Genomic DNA, 18272 nt, shown 5'->3' on the forward strand with positions numbered 1-18272 from the left:
GTGGCGCGGCCGGCGCGGGGCCGGTCGCGGGCGATGTTGAACCTAACAGTGTTAGGTATAGTAGTCGGATGCTCCCGGCTCACGCCGACCCGGTCAGCTCCCGCAGCACCGCGAGCTCCCGCGTGGTCGGCTCGGGGGTGATCGCGAGGTCCTCCGCGACCGACAGGTCCCACCCGGTCGCCTCCCTGACCGCCGCCACGTCCACACCCGGGTGCACGCCGGTCAGGACGAGTTCCCTGGTCTCGGGATGGGGCTCCATGACGCCGAGGTCGGTGATGACCCGCATCGGACCCGCACCCGTCAGTCCGAGCCGTTCGCGGTCGCCCGGACCGGCGCCGTGGCCGACCGAGGTCACGAAGTCGACGCGGTCGACGAAGGCCCGGGGGCTCTGGCGCATGATGACCACGACCTCGCGGCAGGACGCGGCGATCTCCGGAGCGCCGCCCGCCCCGGGCAGCCGGACCTTGGGCGCGTCGTAGTCGCCGATCACCGTGGTGTTGATGTTGGCGTACCGGTCGATCTGCGCGGCACCCAGGAAGCCCACGTCGATCCGGCCCGGCTGGAGCCAGTAGTTGAACACCTCGGGCACGGACACCACGGTGTCGGCCGTCTCGGCCAGGATGCCGTCGCCGATGGACAGCGGCAGGTGGTCGGGCACCGCGCCCAGGGTCCCGGACTCGTAGATCATCCACAGTCCGGGCGCGTGCGTGCGCCGGGCCACGTTCGCGGCGGTGCTGGGCAGGCCGATCCCGACGAAGCAGGCCATCCGGTCGCGCAGCGAGCGCGCCGCGGTGACCGTCATGATCTCGTCGGAGGTCCAGGTCACGGTGGTCACAGGCCCCTCCCTGCGGGCTGGGCGCTGGTGCGGTCGGACGTGCCCGTGAGCTCCTCCAACCACGCGGTGAAGGCGGCGCGGTCGCGGCCGATCGCGTCCCAGGCCTTGTAGGCGTCGTTGTCGCGCTCGTAGTAGCCGTGCGCGTAGGAGGGCGCGGCCCCGCCGGGGACCGGACTGACGGCGGTGACCACGCGCTCGGGCAGGATGACCTGCCCGGGAACGGGGTCGAGGGTGTCCACGACCTCCTCCACGGTGACCAGGACCCGCTCGGCCGCCAGGGCGGCCTCCTTCTGGATGCCGGTGATGCCCCACAGCTGGACGTTGCCGCGGGTGTCGGCGCGCTGGGCGTGCACGATGGTGACGTCGGGGTTGATCGCGGGGACCGCGGCCAGTTCCTGCCCGGTGAAGGGGCAGGTGATCGACTTGATGTGGGGGTTGTGCGCCACCAGGTCGGTGCCGCTGTAGCCGCGCAGGACGGCGAAGGGCAGACCGGAGGCCCCGGCGACGTAGCGGTTGGCCATGCCCGCGTGGCTGTGCTCCTCGATCTCCAGCGGAACCGGCCAGGAGGAGGTCACGGCGTCGCGGAACCGGTGCAGCGAGCCCACGCCGGGGTTGCCGCCCCAGGAGAACACGAGCTTGGCGGCGCATCCCGCGCCGATGAGCTGGTCGTAGACGATGTCGGGGGTCATCCGGACCAGCGTGAGGTCGCGCAGGCCCTGGCGGATGATCTCGTGCCCGGCGGCGACCGGGATGAGGTGGGTGAACCCCTCCAGGGCGACGGTGTCGCCGTCATGGACGAGTTCACGGACCGCCTCGTCCAGGGGGACGATCATGTGACCTCCCGTTCGTATAGCGAATGCATGTTCACACAGCGAACATCTTGGGTACGACAGTAGCGTCGACCACGGACGGGGTCAAGGCGCCCACGAGTGCGATCCCGCCTGTGCGACATGAGAACATCGCGAAGGGCCCCACGCCTGCCGCACGACTCCCGACCCAGGAAGGCTCCATGCCCACCGACGACGACACCGCTCGCGGCTCCCACTTCGTCCAGTCCCTGGAGCGGGGGCTGATGGTGATCCGCGCCTTCTCCGCGGAGCGCCCCTCCATGACGCTGAGCGAGGTCGCCCGCGAGACGGACCTGACGCGCGCCGCGGCCCGCCGCTTCCTGCTCACCCTGGGCGACCTCGGCTACGTGCGCACCGACGGCCGGCTGTTCTCCCTCACGCCCCGCGTGCTGGAGCTCGGCTACGCCTACGTCGCCTCCGCCGGCCTGCCCGACGTGGCCCAGCCGCACCTGGAGGACCTGTCCGCGCGCGTGCACGAGTCGGCGTCGGTCTCGGTGCTGGAGGGCGACGACGTCCTCTACGTCGCGCGCGTGGCGACCTCGCGCATCATGGCGGTCGCGATCACCGTGGGCACCCGCTTCCCCGCCTCGGCCACCTCGATGGGCCGCGTGCTCCTCGCCGGGCTCGACGACGCCGAACTCGACGCCTACCTCGGGCGCGTGGAGCTCAAGCCCCTCACGCGCTTCACCATCACCGACCCCTCCGAGCTGCGCGCCGAGGTCCTGCGGGTCCGCGAGCTCGGCTACTGCATCGTCGACCAGGAGTTGGAGGAGGGCCTGCGATCGCTGGCCGCCCCCATCCGCGACGCCTCGGGCCGCGTCATCGCCGCCACCAACGTCTCCGCCCACGCCAACCGCTCCTCGAACGAGGACATCCGGCGCGACCTGCTGCCCGTCCTGCTGGAGACCACCGCCCGCATCGAGTCCGACCTGGCCTCGGTCGCCCGGCGCGACGCCGGCGCCTGAGGAGCCGGGCGGAGGCCGCGAGAACGCGGGGGCCCGGCGTGTCCCCCGCTGTTCGGGACGCGCGCGGTGCCGGAGGATGGGTCCACGACCCACTTCTGGACACAGGACGGTTCACGTGATCGACGTACACAGCAATGCCGCGCAGGCGGGAACCTTCGCACTGGGCGGCGACCTGCCCGTGCACCGGCTCGGTTTCGGTGCGATGCGGATCGTGGGCGAGGGGGTGTGGGGACCGCCCCGCGACCGCGACGAGGCCCTGGCGGTCCTGCGCCGCGCCGTCGAACTGGGCGTCTCCTTCATCGACACCGCCGACTCCTACGGCCCGGGGACCAGCGAGGAGCTCATCCACGAGGCGCTGCACCCCTACCCCGAGGACCTCGTCATCGGAACCAAGGCCGGGCTGGCGCGCACCGGCCCTTCCCAGTGGCACCGCCTGGGCCGCCCCGAGTACCTCAAGCAGCAGGCCGAGCTCAGCCTGCGCCGGCTGGGGGTGGAGCGTCTGGACCTGTTCCAGCTGCACCGGATCGACCCGGAGGTGCCGCTGGCCGACCAGCTCGGCGCCCTGTTGGAGCTGCGCGCGGAGGGCAAGATCCGGCACATCGGGCTGAGCGAGGTGACCGTGGACGAGCTCTCGGCCGCACGCGCCATCGCGCCCGTCGCCTCGGTCCAGAACCGCTACGACGCCGCCTTCCGCGAGCACGAGGAGGTGCTCGAGCAGTGTGAGCGCGACGGGATCGCCTTCCTGCCCTGGGCGCCGGTCGCGCGCGGTGAGCTGGCCGGCCCGGACTCGCCCCTGGCCGCGATCGCCGCCGAGCACGGGGTGAGCCCGGTCCAGCTGTCGCTGGCCTGGCTGCTGCACCGCTCCCCCGTGATGGTGCCCATTCCCGGCACCTCACGCGTGGCCCACCTGGAGGAGAACACGGCGGCGGCCGCCGTGCGCCTGACGGAGGAGGAGACCGAGCGCATCGGCCGGTTCCTCGGAGCCTAGGAGCCCCGGGCCGGTGACCCCGACGCCCGGCGCCCGCGACGTCCGGCGCCCCATGTCCCGGGCACCCGGGTCACGGCGACGGGATCACCCGGACACGAAGACCCCCGCCCGGGCCGCCTCGACCGCGGCCCGGGCGCAGCGTTCGGCGGTCGCCTCGTCCAGGGGGTCGCCGCTGACCAGGAGGCGGTAGTACAGCGGGGCCGACACCGCCCGGACCACCTCGGCGGCGTCGGTGCCGGGCGGAACCTCCCCGCGCCCGACCGCCTGCTCCACGCAGGGGGCCCACTCGGCGATCCTCGCGGCGTAGAAGCGGTGCAGCGCCTCGGCGGTGCGCTCGTCGCACGCCGCGGCGGCGATCATCGCCTTGAACAGCGCCCCCTGCCGGGGATCGGACAGGGTGCGGCGCACCAGGCGGGCGTTGGCCAGCAGGTCCTCCGCCAGCGATCCGGTCTCCACGCGCGGTAGGGACTGCTCCGCCATGTCCGCCAACAGGTCCGCGACCAGCGCGGGCACGGTCCCCCAGCGCCGGTAGACGGTGGTCCGGCCGACCTCGGCGCGCCGCGCGACGTCGGCCAGGTCGAGACCGGCCATCCCGTGTTCGGCCAGGGCGTCGCCCGCCGCGGCCAGGACCGCGGCCCTGACCCGCGCGGTGCGTCCTCCAGGGCGGACGCTTCCCGGCTCACCAACCATAAAGGGACTCCAGTTCCATTAAAGCGTCGTTCGTGCTAGCGTACGAGACATCTTAACGGAACAACTGACCCGTTAGTGGTCTCTGTAGGAGGACTCCATGCGATACCGCACCCTGGGCGCCAGCGGCCTGCGCGTACCCGAGCTGAGCCTGGGCACCGGTACCTTCGCCGGCCACGGCCCGCTGTTCAGCGAGTGGGGCGGCACCGACGCCGACCAGGCACGACGCCTGGTCGACATCAGCCTCGAGGCGGGCCTGACCCTCTTCGACAGCGCCGACGCCTACTCCGACGGAGCCGCCGAAGAGGTCCTGGGCGCCGCGGTCAAGGGCCGCCGCGACGAGGTCCTGCTCTCCACCAAGTTCGGCCTGCCCACGGGCGAGGGACCCCAGGACGCGGGCACCTCGCGCTCCCGGATCATCCGTGCCGCCGAGGACGCGCTGCGCCGCCTGGACACCGATCACATCGACCTGCTCCAGCTGCACGGCTTCGACGCCGGCACCCCGGTGGAGGAGGGCCTCTCCGCGCTCGACACGCTGGTGCGCGACGGCAAGGTCCGCTACGTGGGGGTGTCCAACTTCGCCGGCTGGCAGCTGATGAAGTCGCTGGCCGCCGCCGACCGCCTGCACGCGCCCCGCCACATCGTCCACCAGGTCTACTACTCCCTGGTCGGCCGCGACTACGAGTGGGAACTCATGCCGCTGGGCCTGGACCAGGGGGTGGGCGCGATGGTGTGGAGCCCGCTGGGCTGGGGACGGCTCACCGGCAAGGTCCGCCGCGGGCGGCCCCTGCCCGAGCGCAGCCGCCTGCACCGGACCGCCGAGCTTGGCCCACCGGTGGACGACGAGCTGCTCTACGACGTGGTCGAGGCCCTGGACGAGATCGCCGGGGAGGTGGGCCGCTCGGTCCCCCAGGTCGCGATCAACTGGCTGCTGCGCCGGCCGACGGTGTCCTCGGTCATCATCGGCGCACGCGACGAGGCGCAGCTGCGCGAGAACCTCGGCGCGGTCGGCTGGGAGCTCACTCCCGCCCAGGTGGCGCGACTGGACGCGGTGAGCCACCGGCCCGCTCCCTACCCCCGCTTCCCCTACGAGCGCCAGGAGGGTTTCGCCAGACTCGACCCCCCGCTGTTCCCGCGCCCGTGAGCGCGCCCGCCCCGCTCGAGGGCTCAGACCGGACGCATGCGGAAGACCTGGAGCCGCATGTCGTAGTACTTCTCCGTCTCCCCCACCCACTCCATGCCGAGCCGGCGCGCCACGGCGATCGCCCGGGAGTTGTCAGGACGCGCGACGGCGAAGACCTCCTCGATCCCCTGCTTGAACGCCCAGTCCATGAGCGCCTGGCTGGCCTCGGTGGCGTAGCCCTGTCCCCACACGTCCGGGCGCACGGCCCAGGTGAGTTCGAAGTCCTCCTCGAAGGGCGGCAGGAGCTTCAGGGACAGACCGCCCACCAGCTCCCCGTCGGACTCGCGCACGATCGCCCAGCGGCCCGCCGGCGGGACCAGGTTCGGCCCGGCCTCGATCCAGGCGTGCAGCACCGAGCGCATCGCGTCGACATCGTTCACCGGTTGCCACTCCGGCGTCAGCCAGTGAGCGACATCCTCGGCCCCGTAGACCTTCAGGGCCGCGTCGGCGTCGCTCAGCTCCCACTCGCGGATACGGAGTCGGTCGGTCGGCAGCTCTAGTCCCATATCACAAAGGTAACCCGGTTCCGACCACCCGGACAGGGGGGTGTCCCCTGTGACCCCACCCCCTGTCCGGTGGGGCGGCGGGCCGGGGCGGAAACGGATACGCACAATCCCGCCGCCACCGACCTGCGCGAACGCCGATCGTGGACGGGTCATGGCTCGGCACGGAGTTTCACACGGGGCCGTCAAGGGCAGTCCCGCACACAAGGAGGTCAAGTTAGGAGGTGTCGTCATGGACACCGGAATCATCGTGACCATCCTCGTCGCGGTGGCGACGGTCGCCATCGTGGTCGGGATCCTGATCGCCGTGCGGGCCTGGGTCGTTCCCGCCCGCCGCTCCGCCCGGCTCAAGAAGCGCTTCGGCCCGGAGTACGACCGCACCGTGCGGAGCCACGGGGACAGGGCCGCGGCCGAGCGGGAACTGCACGGACGGCTCCGCCGTCACGAGAACATGGATCTGCGCGAGCTCACCGACCAGGAGCGCGAGATCCACGAGCGCACGTGGGCCTCGGTCCAGCAACAGTTCGTGGACGACCCGGTCGACGCGGTCCGCAACGCCCGACTCCTGGTCGAGGCGATCATGACGGACCGCGGCTACACCGGCCGGCCGTCCCCCGCCGAGGACGACGCGGCGTTCGAGCGCAGGGTCGAGGACCTGTCCGTGGAGCACCCCTCGGTGGTCGCCGAGTTCCGGGGTGCGCACACCGCCGGCCGTCTGGCCGACGCCCGGCAGGCCCCGACCGAGGAGCTGCGGGAGGCCGTCGTGGCCTACCGCCGGCTGGTGACGGCCCTGCTGGACGAGTCGCCGACGTCGCGGCGCCCGGGGCTCACCACCGGACCGAGCACACGTCGCTGACGCGCTCCGGGCCCGGCCCGCGCCGCGGGTCGGGCCCGGCGGCAGCGGAGCGAACGCGACAGCGAGGAGGTGCAGACGATGCGGCACACCATGGGAACCGGTCGTGGACACGAGCCCGAGGTCACCGAGGGTGACACGCGGGTCCCCGACCCCAGGCCGGAGGCCGCGGGGGCCGCGGACGGAGACACGTCGCCGCGGCCGGACGCCGAAGCCGGCGCGGGCCGCTCCTGGGACCCGGCGCCGGGTATCGCGCCGGAGGACGTGCGCGAGCGCTGGCGCACCGCCCAGGGGGCGTTCGTCGACGACCCCGAACGGGCCGTGCGCGAGGCCGACACGCTGGCGGCGGAGGTCTGCGACGCGGTCGTCGCGCGGCTGAACGCCCGGCGGTCCGCGCTGCGTTCGATGTGGGAGAACGGCGAGGACGGCGGCGGGGGCGGCGACACCGAGTCGCTGCGACTGGCCATGCACGACTACCGCGTCTTCGTCGAGAACGTCATCGGCGGCGACGTCTGACCTGGGTCTGACCCGGGTCGCCGTCGGACGCGGCCGAGGGCCGGAGCCGGTCCCGATCATCGGGACCGCGGGCTCCGGCCCTCGACGTGTGCCGGGGCCGCTGGGCCGCGACGCCGTCACGCCGCGACGTGGTCGGTCAGACGGACACGGGCTCGGCCGCGCGGACGTCCTCGGTCACGCGCGCGGCGACCTCGCGCAAGCGGCCGACGAAGTAGAAGTGCCCGCCGGGCAGGATGTGCGTGCGCACGGGGCCCTCGGCGCGGTCGTGCCAGGCGGCCAGCCGCGACGGGGGCATCCCTGGGTCGTCCTCGCCGCCCAGGACCGTCACGGGATGGCGCAGTCGGGGCGTGCCGGGCCGGGGCCGCCAGGTGTCGACCAGGGCGAGGTCGGCGCGGATGAGGGGTTCGGCGGCGCGCCACAGGTCGGGGTCGTCCAGGACGGCGGTGGAGGTGCCCCCCATACGGGCGACCGACGCGCGCAGGCGGTCGTCGGTGAGCCGGTGGCGGGGGCGGTCCCACTCGATGCCGGGCGCGGGGCTCCAGGCCGAGACGCCGAGCCAGGAGGGCGCGCGCCCGCCGGCCAGGCGCAGGGCCATCTCGTAGGCCACCAGCGCGCCCATGCTGTGCCCGAACAGGCCGTAGGGCCGGTCCAGGTACGGATCGAGGTGGTCGCACAGGTGGCGGGCCAGGGCTCGGGCGTCGGTGAAGGGCGCGCTGTCCGACGAGCGGCCGCGCCCCGGCGCCTCGACCAGGCAGACGTCCCAGTCCGCCGGGAAGTGGCGGACCCAGGCCCGGTAGCCCTGCGGGGAGCCGCCCGCGTGGTGCAGGAGGAAGAGCCGGAACCGGCTCTCGGGGACGGGTCTGATCCGCGTCAGGACGCCCTCGTGCACTGTTCCTCCCATCGCTCTCCGATCCGGCACCGGAGCAAAGCTACCAGCCAGTAGAACTTGCCGGTAACAAGCGTTGCCGCCAGCCGGGCCGACCTTTGCCTATTATTCCTACCTACATGGTAGGTTTACGTTCGTCGTCCCTGCCATGACCAGCGACCGAGGGGCCGACCCCGAAGCGTCGGCCCCTCACCTGCCAGGATCGCGCCGGCGCGAAGGCCCGACTACTCCGAGGGCTCGGGCAGGGTCGGGCACTCCACGCTCGGGTTCACCCCGACGTAGTTCAACGGACCGACGAAAACGGTGCCCAGCGTGTGCCCGATGGTGGAGCACGAGGCCTCGTCGGGAGTGAAGAGACCTCGTTGGACTGCGGCGACCAGTCCGATCAGCAGCCACAGGATGACCAGGGTCGACAGAACGATCCGTAAGCGCATTCTTTGCCTCCAGGGGGCGGGTGAGGCGTCGTTGGCTTCGTCCATAACCTACCCCGAATGCGCGAACCCGTCCCCGATCGGGGACCGGGGCCTTCACGCGGGGGACACAAAGGAGCCCGAAGGAGGGTTGACGCGAACAGGGGGCCACCTTACGATGACCGGACAATTACGAAGCGTGTTCGTCATTGTGAACGGCGATCGTCGACCCGTACCCCCTACCCCCCACGCGGCACACCACCCCCCGTGCCCGACAGCAGGCCCGGCGGACCACCGGACCGAGACGGTCCGCGGCGGCCCGCGAGGCGGGGCCCACCCCACGGACCCGAGCCGGGCACCGCGCCCGCACGAAATGTTAGCGCTAACACTTCGGTCGCGGTTCCGCCGCCCCTGTCGGCCAGGATGCACCCGAGCCCGAGGAGGCTCTCCATGACACGACACCCCCGCACCCCCTCACCGTTCCTCTCCCGCCGCACGATGCTCGGCACGGCCCTGGCGACGGGAGCGCTGGCCGCGGTCCCGGCCGTGGCCACGGCCGCCGCCTCCCCGCTCGCCGCGGCAGCCGACTACCCCGGACCCGGTGTCGTCACCGGGGACGTCAGGCTGCACGACCCGTCCTTCGTCAAACGACCCGACGGCGGCTACCTGGTCGCCCACACCGCGCACGGCGTGGGCCTGAAGACCTCGACCGACCGCACGGCCTTCCGTAACGCGGGCACGGTCTTTCCCAACGGCGCGCCGTGGACCACCCCGTACACGGGCGGCGACCGCAACCTGTGGGCTCCACACCTGTCCCACGCCAACGGCCGCTACTACCTCTACTACTCCGCTTCGAGCTTCGGCTCGAACCGGTCCGCGATCTTCCTGGCGACCAGTACCAGCGGGGAATCCGGGACCTGGAGCGACGAGGGCCTGGTCATCGAGTCGTTCACCTCGAACGACTACAACGCGATCGACCCCCACCTGCAGGTGGACGCGCAGGGCCGGTGGTGGATGGCGTTCGGCTCGTTCTGGTCCGGGATCAAGATGGTCCGCATCGACCCGGCGACCGGCAAGCGCTACGACGGCGCCCTGTACTCGCTCGCCGGACGCGGCGGCGGGGCGATCGAGGCCCCGACCCTCTTCCACCGCGACGGCTGGTACTACCTGTTCGTCTCCTTCGACGTGTGCTGCAACGGCGCGGACAGCACCTACCGCGTCATGGTCGGCCGCTCCCGGGACATCATGGGCCCCTACCACGACCGCGCCGGCACCGCGATGACCTCCGGCGGCGGCACCGAGGTCCTGGCGGGCCACGGCGGCGTCCACGGCCCCGGGCACCAGGACGTCTTCGCCGACAGTGACAGCGACATCCTCGCCTACCACTACTACGCCGACGACGGCACGGCACTGCTGGGCATCAACCTGCTCGGTTGGGACTCCTCCGGCTGGCCCTACGTCCACTAGGCCACGCCCGCGCACCCCGCGCCGGTCCGCCGGACCCGGCCCGGCCCGGCGCGGCGCGGGGCCGCCGCCCGCCCTCAGGCGGGGGCGGTGTCCGGCTTGGTGATGGTCAGGCCCTGGCGCCGCGCCTGGGCCTCGCCCCAGGCGCAGAAGCGGTCGAGGAGCTCGTGCAGGTCGCTCCCCTGCTCGGTGAGCCGGTACTCCACCCGCGGCGGGACCTGCGGGTACTCCGTGCGCTGGACCAGGCCGTCGTCCTCGAGCCGACGCAGCTGCTGCGTGAGCACCTTCTGGGTGATGCCGGGGATCAGCCGGCGCAGCTGCCCGTGCCGCAGGACGCCGTGTTCGCGCAGGTACCAGAGGATCAACGGCTTCCAGCGACCGCCGATCAGGTCCACCGTCACCTCCACCGGACAGGAGTACACCCGATCCTCGGCCATGGCCCTCCTCTCAGCGGAGCGCTCCGCACGCCCCAGGCACCCGAAAGTACCTACTTGCGGGGGCTTCCGGCGAGTCCGTAGCGTGCGGTCATCGCGCGGGACCGAGCCCGCGTCCCTGTGAGAGGACCACATCGTGAAGGTCGGCATTCTGGGTTCCGGGTCGGTGGCCCGTGCCCTGGGCAGTGGCTTCCACGCGCGCGGGCACGAGGTCGTGTTCGGCACCCGCGATCCCGCCCAACTCGACGACTGGCTGGAACAGAACCCCGGCGGACGGGCGGAGGGCCTGGAGGCGGCGGCCGCCCACGGCGAGCTGGTCGTGCTGGCGGTCAAGGGCTCGGCCGCGGCCGAGGTGCTGCGCCGGGCCGACGCCGGCCGCACCCTGGCCGGGACGACGGTCATCGACACGACCAATCCCATCTCCGACGCACCGCCGGTGAACGGGGTGCTGGGCTACTTCACCGGGCCCGACGAGTCCCTCATGGAACGCCTCCAGACGGAGTTTCCCGAGGTGCGCTTCGTCAAGGCGTTCAACTCGGTGGGCCACCAGGCCATGGTCGACCCGGCGTTCGAGGGCGGGCCGCCCACGATGTTCGTGTGCGGCGACGACGCCGGAGCCAAGGCCGAGGTGACCGGGATCCTGGACGCCTTCGGGTGGGAGACCGAGGACATGGGCCCGGTCGAGGCGGCCCGCGCCATCGAGCCCCTGTGCGTCCTGTGGTGCCTGCCCGGCCTGTTGCACGGCCGTTGGGACCACGCGTTCAAGCTGGTGCGCGCCACGCCCTGACCGAGGCCGCGGGGCCCGTGCGCGTCGGCACGGGCCCCGCGGCGTTCGGCCGGACCGCCGTGGCGGCCGGATCAGCCGAGCCGGAAGTCGGCGACCCGGATGGGGGTGGAGGGGCGCTCGCCCGCCTCCTGGTACAGGATCGACAGCACGCCCTCGGCGGCGACCCTGGACTCGTCGACGAGAACCTCGCCGAAGGCGTCGATGTCGGAGCCGTCGTGGACCATCGTCCAGTCCGTCCAGCCGGACCCGGCCGTCGCCGCCATGATCCGGCCGAAGGGCATGACGACGTAGGCGGTGTCCTCGTCGGTCATGACCAGCCGGGAGCGGCCGAAGGCCTGGAGCGGCTCGGGGATCTCGACCTTGTGCCACTGGCCCGCGTCGTCCTGGTGCAGGTGGAAGACGTACCCCTGGCTCCGGCGGTCGCCGACGAAGTCGGTGGAGCAGTGCCCGAACCGGCCCGGCCGGTAGCTGATGAGGATGTGCGGGTTGCCCTCTCCGTCGACCGCCTGCGACTCCTGGTTCATCAGGGCGTAGTTCAGCGGCAGCGGGTCGACCACGTGGCCGGGGGTGTCCACGGACACCCGCCGCGAGGTCCCGGTGACCGCGGCCACGGCGCCGTCGTCCGTGCGCCAGGTGCGGCCCTCGTCGTCGCTGTAGACATAGCCGGTGTCGTGGTTGGACAGTCCGCCGGGGTGGCAGAGGATGTCGCCGCCCGCGGCCGTCTCGCGCCAGGTGAACGACGCGTGCAGGCGGCCGTCGTCACCGTAGCCGATGCCGTGCAGGTACATGTTTCGGCTGGTGCTGACCGCGCCGTTGGCCTCGTAGGAGCCCTCGGGGGAGGACCACGCGCCCAGGTGCTCCCAGTGGCCGTCGCCGTCGTCGTCCCCGTCGTACTCGGCCAGTTCCAGGGTGCCGTCACCGGATCCGCCGGTCCGGTAGGCCAGCTGCAGTCCGTCGTCGGGGGCGCTGATGAACCGCGGGTAGGTGATCGAGCCGAGGTCGAGCCCGTCCAGGTCCCGGCTGATCGGTGCGAAGGAGTCGAGGGACCAGGGGGCGTCGCCGGAGAGCAGGCCCCGGACCGAGCGCGTGTAGTGGACGCGGTTGTTGTGGGTGTCCATGGCCACGTGCAGGCTGCGGTCCTCGTCGGAGACGCCCAGCGAGATGCTGTTGTGCGAGTCGTCGACGCTGAGCCGGTGCGGCAGTTCCAGGGTCTGCCAGTCGCCGCCGCCGAGGTCGCGGCGGGCCAGGACGGCGTGCCGGCTCTCGGTGTACCAGGCGGCGTACTGGTGGTCGCCGTGGGTGATGATGCCGGACTGCTGGTAGGAGCCGTTGTTGACCAGGCCGTCGTAGGAGACGAAGTACAGGGCCTGCTCGTCCAGGGTCTGCGACCCCAGCGGGGTGGCCGCTGGCTCGACGGCCGCCGCGGCCGGGGAGGCCAGGGCGCCCACGAGGGGGGCGGCCAGTGTCAGTGCGAGGGCGGAGTTCAGGACGCGGGCGCGGGAGGCGGTGCGGAGGGGCATCCGGTGCCTTTCGACGGGGGCGGGGGGCGGTGCCGGGTCAGGCCAGGTGGAAGATCTCGGTGAGGGGGAGCATGCCCTCGTCGGGGCGGCCGGGCAGTCCCTCGAAGAAGGGCGCCATCTCGGCCTGCCAGCGGTCGTTGACGTCGGTGCGGGCCATCGCCGCGCGGGCCGCCTCGAAGTCCTCGGTCTCCAGGTAGCCCACGACCATGCCCTCGTCGGTACAGAAGAGGGAGTAGTTGTGCCAGCCGGTGTCGCTGAGCGCGGCGCGCATCTCGGGCCACACGGCGGCGTGCCGTTCCTTGTACTCCTCCAGTCGCTCCTGGCGGACCTTCAGGATGAAGCAGACGCGCTGCACGGTGTTCCTTTCCAGGGAGGGCGGGGCCGTCGCCCCACGATGAGCTCCGGGCGGGTGGTGGGTGACGCGCGGGCGGGGCTGCGCCGAAGGCGTCCGTTGAGGGTGGCCGCCCCCGCGCGAAGCGCCCCCGGCCGGTGGTGGGTGACGGGCGGGCCGCGATCGCCGTCGCGGCCCGCCCGGAGCAGGACTCTAGAAGTCGAAGTCGTCGATGTTGTCCTCGTTGAAGACCGTCGGCGGGCCGAGAACGACCTCGCCGTCCTCACCGACGGTGTACTCGCCCAGCTCACCGGCGGTGAAGGTCTCGCCCTCGGCACCGGTGATCTGTCCGGCCTTGAGCGCGGCACCCGTGTAGCCGGCCAGGTAGCCCAGCTCGTGCGGGTTCCACAGCGCGAACTCCTCGACGGTGCCGTCCTCGACGAACTCGCGCATCTGGTTGGGCGTGCCCAGACCGGTGATGGCGACCTCGCCCTTGTACTCGGAGTCGCTGACGTAGCGCGCCGCGGCGGCGATGCCCACGGTGGTCGGCGACACGACGCCGTCCAGGTCCGGGTAGGACTGCATCAGGCCCTGCATCTCCTGGAAGGACTCCAGGTCGTCGTCGTTGCCGTAGACGGTGTCGACCAGTTCCAGGTCGGCGTACTCGTCCTCCTGCAGAACCTCCTCCATCGCCGCGATCCAGGTGTTCTGGTTGGTGGCGTTGGGGGTGGCCGACAGGACCGCGAAGGTGCCCTCGCCGTCGAGCTGCGCGGAGATCATCTCCACCAGCGCGCGCCCGATCAGTTCGTCGGAGGACTGGTTGACGAACACGTCGGTGCAGTTGGCGTTGGAGTCGTAGCCCACGATGGCGGCGCCGTTGTCACGGGCCTCGTTGAGCGCCGGGCAGACCGCGTCGGGGTCGTTGGCGGCGATCACGATGACGTCGCTGGCCGCCTGGCTGGCGGCGTTGATGTACTCCACCTGGGAGTCGGCGGTGGGCTCGGTGCCGCCGCGCTCGGTGTACTCGCCCGCCAGTTCCTCGACCGCCTGCGCGCCACCGGCGTTGACGATGTCGGAGTAGGGGTTGTTGAGCTGCTTGGGCAGGAAGTCGATCTTCAGGCCCTCGGGGATCTCCGCGTCGGGGTCGGCGGTGCCGGTCGGACCGGAGCCGCCCGACTCGTCGGCGTCGTCGATGGTGGTGCCGCCGCACGCGGCGGTCATCAGCACCGCGGCGGCCGTGGCGACCAGGGCCAGGTGGCGCGGGCGCAGGGGATCGATCATGACTGTTCTCCGTTGTCTGGACGGTCGGTGGAGCTGGGTGCGGGCGCGGGTGTGGCCACGGGCGCGGCGGCGGGCGCACGTCTGGCGCGGACCTTGGCCACGAGGTTGGGCGTGACCACGGAGGCGATGAGGATCAGACCGGTGACGATCTGCAGGACCTCGCTGGAGAGCCCGAAGAGCTGGAGCGCGTTGCGGATGACGCCGAGCAGCAGGACGCCGCACATGACGCCGAGGATCGAGCCGACCCCGCCGAAGATGGACACCCCGCCGAGCAGGACGGCGGCCACGACCTGCAATTCCAGGCCGAAGGCCGTGTCGGCCCGGGAGGTGCCGTACTGCAGGGTCCAGAACACGCCCGCTCCGGCGGCGACGACACCGCTGAGGGTGAACAGCCAGAACTTCGTCCATCGGACGGGCGTTCCGGTGAAGCGCGCGGCCTCGTCGTTGTTGCCGATGTCGAACAGCGAGCGGCCGATCGACGTGGCGTGCAGCAGGACGGCGAAGAGCACCGCCAGGACCAGGACGGCCACGGCGATCCACGGCAGTCCCTGGATGCCGAGGAAGGGCGCACGGGCCCCGCTGACCCAGCTCTGCGGGTAGCTGGCCACGGCCCGGTCGCCCAGCAGGACATAGGCCAGGCCGCGGTACAGGGCCATCGTGCCGATGGTCACGGCCAGCGACGGCAGTCCCATCACGGTGACCAGGACGCCGTTGACGGCGCCCAGGGCCGCACCGACGGCCAGGCAGATCCACAGTGCCGACTCGATGGGCACCCCGGACTCCCACAGCACGCCCAGGGTGGCGCTGGTCAGGGCGAGCGTGCTCGCCACCGACAGGTCGATCTCGCCGGTGACGACGATGAGGGTCATCGGCAGGGCCATCAGGGCGATGGCGGCCACGCTCAGGAGCAGGAAGCTGATGTTGCGTCCGGACGCGAACATGTCGACGAACAGGGACGCGCCGAGCAGTGCCACGACGAGTGCGGCGATGACCGGTGACTCGCGCAGGGACAGCAGCGAGGCGATCCGCCGAGCGCCCCCGGGCCGGTCGGGGCCGGTCGCCGGGGCGACGGCCGGGCTGGAGATGACGCGTTCAGGCGCCACGGGCACCTCCTCCTCGAAGCTTGCGGGCCGTGCGCAGCGCCAGCAGGCGGTCCAGGCCGATGGCGGCCAGGATGAGCGCGCCCACCACGGCCTGCTGCCAGAACTGGTCGATCTGCCAGATGGGCAGGGCCGCGGTGATGGTGGTGAGCAGCACGGCACCCAGGGCGGCGCCGTAGACGGTGCCCACTCCCCCGGCGATGGCCACGCCGCCGACCACGGCCGCCGCGACGACCTGCAGCTCCATGCCGGTGCCGACGGTGGAGTCGACGGTGCCGTAGCGGGCGGCGAACAGCACGCCCGCGAGCCCGGCCAGGGCGCCGTTGACCGCGAAGGCGGTGATGACGCGGCGGCCGGCGGGGATGCCGGACAGGCGCGCGGCGTCGGCGTTGGAGCCGATCGCGTAGAGCTCGCGTCCGGAGCGGAAGTGGGCCAGGTACAGGCCCACGACCACGACCACCACGACGGCGATCGCCGCGGGCAGGGGCACCCCGAGGACGGGGACCCGGCCCAGCGTGAGGAAGGACGCGGGCATGTCGTGGGCGTTGACCTGTCCGCCGCTCGCCCACCAGTGGTTGAGGCCGCGGTAGGCGTACAGGGTCCCCAGGGTGACGACCAGGGCCGGGACCTGCACGGTGGTGACGAGCAGGCCGTTGGCCAGGCCGCAGGCCAGACCGATCAGCACACCCGCGAGCATGACGACCGGGACCGGCAGGCCCGGGAAGGTGACGAAGAGGATGCCGGTGCCGAAGGCCGACAGGCCCATGACCGAGCCGACCGACAGGTCGACGTTCTTGGTGATCAGGACCAGGGCCTGGCCCACGGCCAGGACCGCCAGGACGGTGGCGCCCAGGAACAGGTCGCGCACGCCCTGGTGGGACAGGAAGCCGGGGTTGTGCAGCCAGGTGGCCGCGATGAGGACGACGACGGCCAGCAGGACGCCGAGTTCGCGGACCTGGGGCCGGCGCCGGGCGGCCCGGGCGGTGGACGGGGGCGGCGCCCCCGTGGTCGAGGGGGTGGGGGCGGTGGTGGGTGTGCTCATCAGGCGGCCTCGCTCGGTCGCTGTCCGGTGGCCGCGTACATGACCGACTCCTCGTCGGCCTGGGCGCGGTCGAGTTCGGCGGTGACGCGGCCCTCGTGCATGACCAGGACCCGGTCGGCCATGCCCAGGACCTCCGGGAGTTCGCTGGAGACCATGACGATGGCCAGCCCCTCTCCCGCGAGGGAGGACAGCAGGCGGTGGACCTCGGCCTTGGTGCCCACGTCGATGCCGCGGGTGGGCTCGTCGACGAACAGCACGCGCGGCTCGGTGGAGAGCCACTTGGCCAGGACGACCTTTTGCTGGTTGCCGCCGGAGAGCGTGGAGACGGGGTCGGTGAAGGCGCCGCACTTGAGCTGGAGCCGACCGCCCCACTCCTGGGCGCTCTCGCGTTCGGATCGGGCGCGGAGCAGCCCGAAGCGGCTGAGCAGGCGCCGCCGGGTGGCGGTCGCGTTGCGTTCGATGGAGGACTCCATGACCAGTCCCTGCTGGCGGCGGTCCTCGGGGACCAGGGCCATGCCGGCGGCCATGGCGGCGCGCGGACGGCCCGCGGGCAGGGCCTTTCCGCCGACGCGGACGGTGCCGGCGTCGTAGCGGTCGACGCCGAAGACGGCGCGGACCACCTCGCTGCGCCCCGCGCCCACGAGCCCGGCCAGGGCGACGATCTCGCCGGAGCGCACCGAGAAGGACACGTCGGCGAAGACGCCCTCGCGGGTCAGGCCCTCGACCTCCAGGACGGTGTCGCCGAACTCGGCGTCCTCCTTGGGGTAGAGGCTGGCGACGTCGCGCCCGACCATGCGCCGCACGACGGTGTCCACGTCCAGGTCCGCGGTGGGGTCACAGGAGACGAAGGCGCCGTCGCGCACGACGGTGATGCGGTCGCACAGACCGAACACCTCGTCGAAGCGGTGGGAGATGAACAGCAGGGCCGCGCCCTCGTCGCGCAGGGTGCGGGCGACGGTGAACAGCCGCTCGGCCTCGACGCCGGACAGCGCGGCGGTGGGTTCGTCCATGACCAGGACGCGGGCGTGACGGGTGATGGCCTTGGCGATCTCGACCAGCTGCTGGTCGGCGATGGACAGTCCGCGCGCGGGGCGGTCGGGTTCGATCGCCACGCCCAGGCGGGCGAACACCTCGTCGGTGTCGCGGCGCATGCGGGCGCGGTCGATGGTGCCCAGCCGGGTACGGGGCTGGCGGCCGATGAAGATGTTCTCGGCCACCGACAGGTCGGGGAAGAGGGTCGGCTCCTGGTAGATGACCGCGACGCCGGCGCGCTGGGCGTCGGCGGGCGCGGTGAACTCGGTGGGCCGGCCGTCGACCAGGACCTCGCCGCCGTCGGGCCGGTGGACACCGGCTATGGTCTTGACCAGCGTGGACTTGCCCGCGCCGTTCTCCCCCACGAGCGCGTGGATCTCACCGGCACGCAGGTGCAGGCTCAGTCCCCGTAGCGCTCTGACGCTCCCGAAGGACTTCGTGACGTCCACCAGCGCGAGAGGCGGAGGCACTGGTGATCGGTCGTCCGTCACGTGCGTCCTCCTTCTTCCTGTGCCGATCCCCTGGGGTCCAGGAGATTCGTGCAAAAACGTTTTAATATGAAGTGGATGTTAAGTCCAGCACACCACCCCGTCAAGGGGATCACCGG

Annotated in this window: 20 protein-coding genes; 7 read left to right on the forward strand and 13 right to left on the reverse strand. The window is 72.2% G+C overall.

Annotation, left to right across the window (positions count from 1 at the left end):
• Window positions 1-79 precede the first annotated feature (79 nt).
• Window positions 80-835: a CoA-transferase subunit beta gene (locus DFP74_RS23580; RefSeq protein ID WP_121184829.1), complete on the reverse strand. Its 756-nt coding sequence runs from the start codon at window positions 833-835 to the stop codon at window positions 80-82.
• Entirely contained in the window at window positions 832-1668 is an 837-nt protein-coding gene (locus DFP74_RS23585; RefSeq protein ID WP_121184831.1) for a CoA transferase subunit A, read from the reverse strand. Before DFP74_RS23585 ends, DFP74_RS23580 begins: the two co-directional genes overlap by 4 nt.
• Before the next feature lie 176 nt (window positions 1669-1844).
• Between DFP74_RS23585 and DFP74_RS23590 the strand changes: the two genes are divergently transcribed.
• Together DFP74_RS23590 and DFP74_RS23595 are read left to right on the forward strand one after the other, a co-directional pair.
• On the forward strand, window positions 1845-2648 hold the full coding sequence (locus DFP74_RS23590) for an IclR family transcriptional regulator (protein WP_121184833.1): 804 nt from the start codon (window positions 1845-1847) through the stop codon (window positions 2646-2648).
• A 76-nt stretch (window positions 2649-2724) separates the two neighbouring features.
• On the forward strand, window positions 2725-3636 hold the full coding sequence (locus DFP74_RS23595) for an aldo/keto reductase (protein WP_121184835.1): 912 nt from the start codon (window positions 2725-2727) through the stop codon (window positions 3634-3636).
• A gap of 84 nt (window positions 3637-3720) precedes the next feature.
• Here the strand turns inward: DFP74_RS23595 and DFP74_RS23600 are convergent, their stop codons facing one another.
• Entirely contained in the window at window positions 3721-4326 is a 606-nt protein-coding gene (locus DFP74_RS23600; protein ID WP_121184837.1) for a TetR-like C-terminal domain-containing protein, read from the reverse strand.
• A 97-nt stretch (window positions 4327-4423) separates the two neighbouring features.
• Between DFP74_RS23600 and DFP74_RS23605 the strand changes: the two genes are divergently transcribed.
• A complete protein-coding gene (locus DFP74_RS23605; protein WP_121184839.1) occupies window positions 4424-5467 on the forward strand; it encodes an aldo/keto reductase in 1044 nt (347 codons plus the stop codon).
• 23 nt (window positions 5468-5490) lie between these two features.
• Here DFP74_RS23605 and DFP74_RS23610 read toward each other — a convergent pair whose 3' ends face one another.
• The gene (locus DFP74_RS23610) at window positions 5491-6012 is read right to left on the reverse strand and encodes a GNAT family N-acetyltransferase (protein ID WP_121184841.1); all 522 of its coding nucleotides are present in this window, start codon (window positions 6010-6012) and stop codon (window positions 5491-5493) included.
• Between the two features lie 229 nt (window positions 6013-6241).
• On the opposite strand from DFP74_RS23610, the gene DFP74_RS23615 reads away from it, so the two are divergent.
• Together DFP74_RS23615 and DFP74_RS23620 are read left to right on the forward strand one after the other, a co-directional pair.
• Window positions 6242-6865: a hypothetical protein gene (locus tag DFP74_RS23615; protein ID WP_121184843.1), complete on the forward strand. Its 624-nt coding sequence runs from the start codon at window positions 6242-6244 to the stop codon at window positions 6863-6865.
• Window positions 6866-6943: 78 nt separating this feature from the next.
• Window positions 6944-7378: a hypothetical protein gene (locus DFP74_RS23620; protein ID WP_121184845.1), complete on the forward strand. Its 435-nt coding sequence runs from the start codon at window positions 6944-6946 to the stop codon at window positions 7376-7378.
• 136 nt (window positions 7379-7514) lie between these two features.
• On the opposite strand, the gene DFP74_RS23625 is transcribed toward DFP74_RS23620, so the two are convergent.
• Window positions 7515-8267, reverse strand: a complete 753-nt coding sequence (locus DFP74_RS23625; protein WP_121184847.1) for a thioesterase II family protein — start codon at window positions 8265-8267, stop codon at window positions 7515-7517.
• Between the two features lie 221 nt (window positions 8268-8488).
• Entirely contained in the window at window positions 8489-8698 is a 210-nt protein-coding gene (locus tag DFP74_RS23630; protein ID WP_121184849.1) for a hypothetical protein, read from the reverse strand.
• A gap of 426 nt (window positions 8699-9124) precedes the next feature.
• Here DFP74_RS23630 and DFP74_RS23635 point away from each other — a divergent pair, with 426 nt between their 5' ends.
• Entirely contained in the window at window positions 9125-10141 is a 1017-nt protein-coding gene (locus DFP74_RS23635; RefSeq protein ID WP_121184851.1) for an arabinan endo-1,5-alpha-L-arabinosidase, read from the forward strand.
• A gap of 74 nt (window positions 10142-10215) precedes the next feature.
• Here the strand turns inward: DFP74_RS23635 and DFP74_RS23640 are convergent, their stop codons facing one another.
• Window positions 10216-10575, reverse strand: coding sequence for a helix-turn-helix domain-containing protein (locus tag DFP74_RS23640; protein ID WP_121184853.1), 360 nt, complete (start codon window positions 10573-10575; stop codon window positions 10216-10218).
• A 133-nt stretch (window positions 10576-10708) separates the two neighbouring features.
• Between DFP74_RS23640 and DFP74_RS23645 the strand changes: the two genes are divergently transcribed.
• Entirely contained in the window at window positions 10709-11359 is a 651-nt protein-coding gene (locus tag DFP74_RS23645; protein ID WP_121184855.1) for an NADPH-dependent F420 reductase, read from the forward strand.
• A gap of 71 nt (window positions 11360-11430) precedes the next feature.
• On the opposite strand, the gene DFP74_RS23650 is transcribed toward DFP74_RS23645, so the two are convergent.
• From DFP74_RS23650 to DFP74_RS23675, 6 genes are all read right to left on the reverse strand, one after another.
• Window positions 11431-12879: a BNR repeat-containing protein gene (locus DFP74_RS23650; protein WP_121184857.1), complete on the reverse strand. Its 1449-nt coding sequence runs from the start codon at window positions 12877-12879 to the stop codon at window positions 11431-11433.
• 37 nt (window positions 12880-12916) lie between these two features.
• Window positions 12917-13234 (reverse strand): L-rhamnose mutarotase, encoded by a 318-nt coding sequence (locus tag DFP74_RS23655; RefSeq protein ID WP_121184859.1) that lies wholly within the window; start codon window positions 13232-13234, stop codon window positions 12917-12919.
• Window positions 13235-13423: 189 nt separating this feature from the next.
• Window positions 13424-14491 (reverse strand): rhamnose ABC transporter substrate-binding protein, encoded by a 1068-nt coding sequence (gene rhaS / locus DFP74_RS23660; RefSeq protein ID WP_121184861.1) that lies wholly within the window; start codon window positions 14489-14491, stop codon window positions 13424-13426.
• Window positions 14488-15600 (reverse strand): ABC transporter permease, encoded by a 1113-nt coding sequence (locus DFP74_RS23665; protein ID WP_121184863.1) that lies wholly within the window; start codon window positions 15598-15600, stop codon window positions 14488-14490. The genes rhaS and DFP74_RS23665 overlap by 4 nt, the downstream gene beginning before the upstream one ends.
• Window positions 15584-16633 (reverse strand): ABC transporter permease, encoded by a 1050-nt coding sequence (locus DFP74_RS23670; protein WP_199725763.1) that lies wholly within the window; start codon window positions 16631-16633, stop codon window positions 15584-15586. The genes DFP74_RS23665 and DFP74_RS23670 overlap by 17 nt, the downstream gene beginning before the upstream one ends.
• The gene (locus tag DFP74_RS23675; RefSeq protein ID WP_233571124.1) at window positions 16633-18156 is read right to left on the reverse strand and encodes a sugar ABC transporter ATP-binding protein; all 1524 of its coding nucleotides are present in this window, start codon (window positions 18154-18156) and stop codon (window positions 16633-16635) included. The genes DFP74_RS23670 and DFP74_RS23675 overlap by 1 nt, the downstream gene beginning before the upstream one ends.
• Window positions 18157-18272: the final 116 nt, after the last annotated feature.

Source organism: Nocardiopsis sp. Huas11, from assembly GCF_003634495.1.
Lineage (GTDB): Bacteria > Actinomycetota > Actinomycetes > Streptosporangiales > Streptosporangiaceae > Nocardiopsis.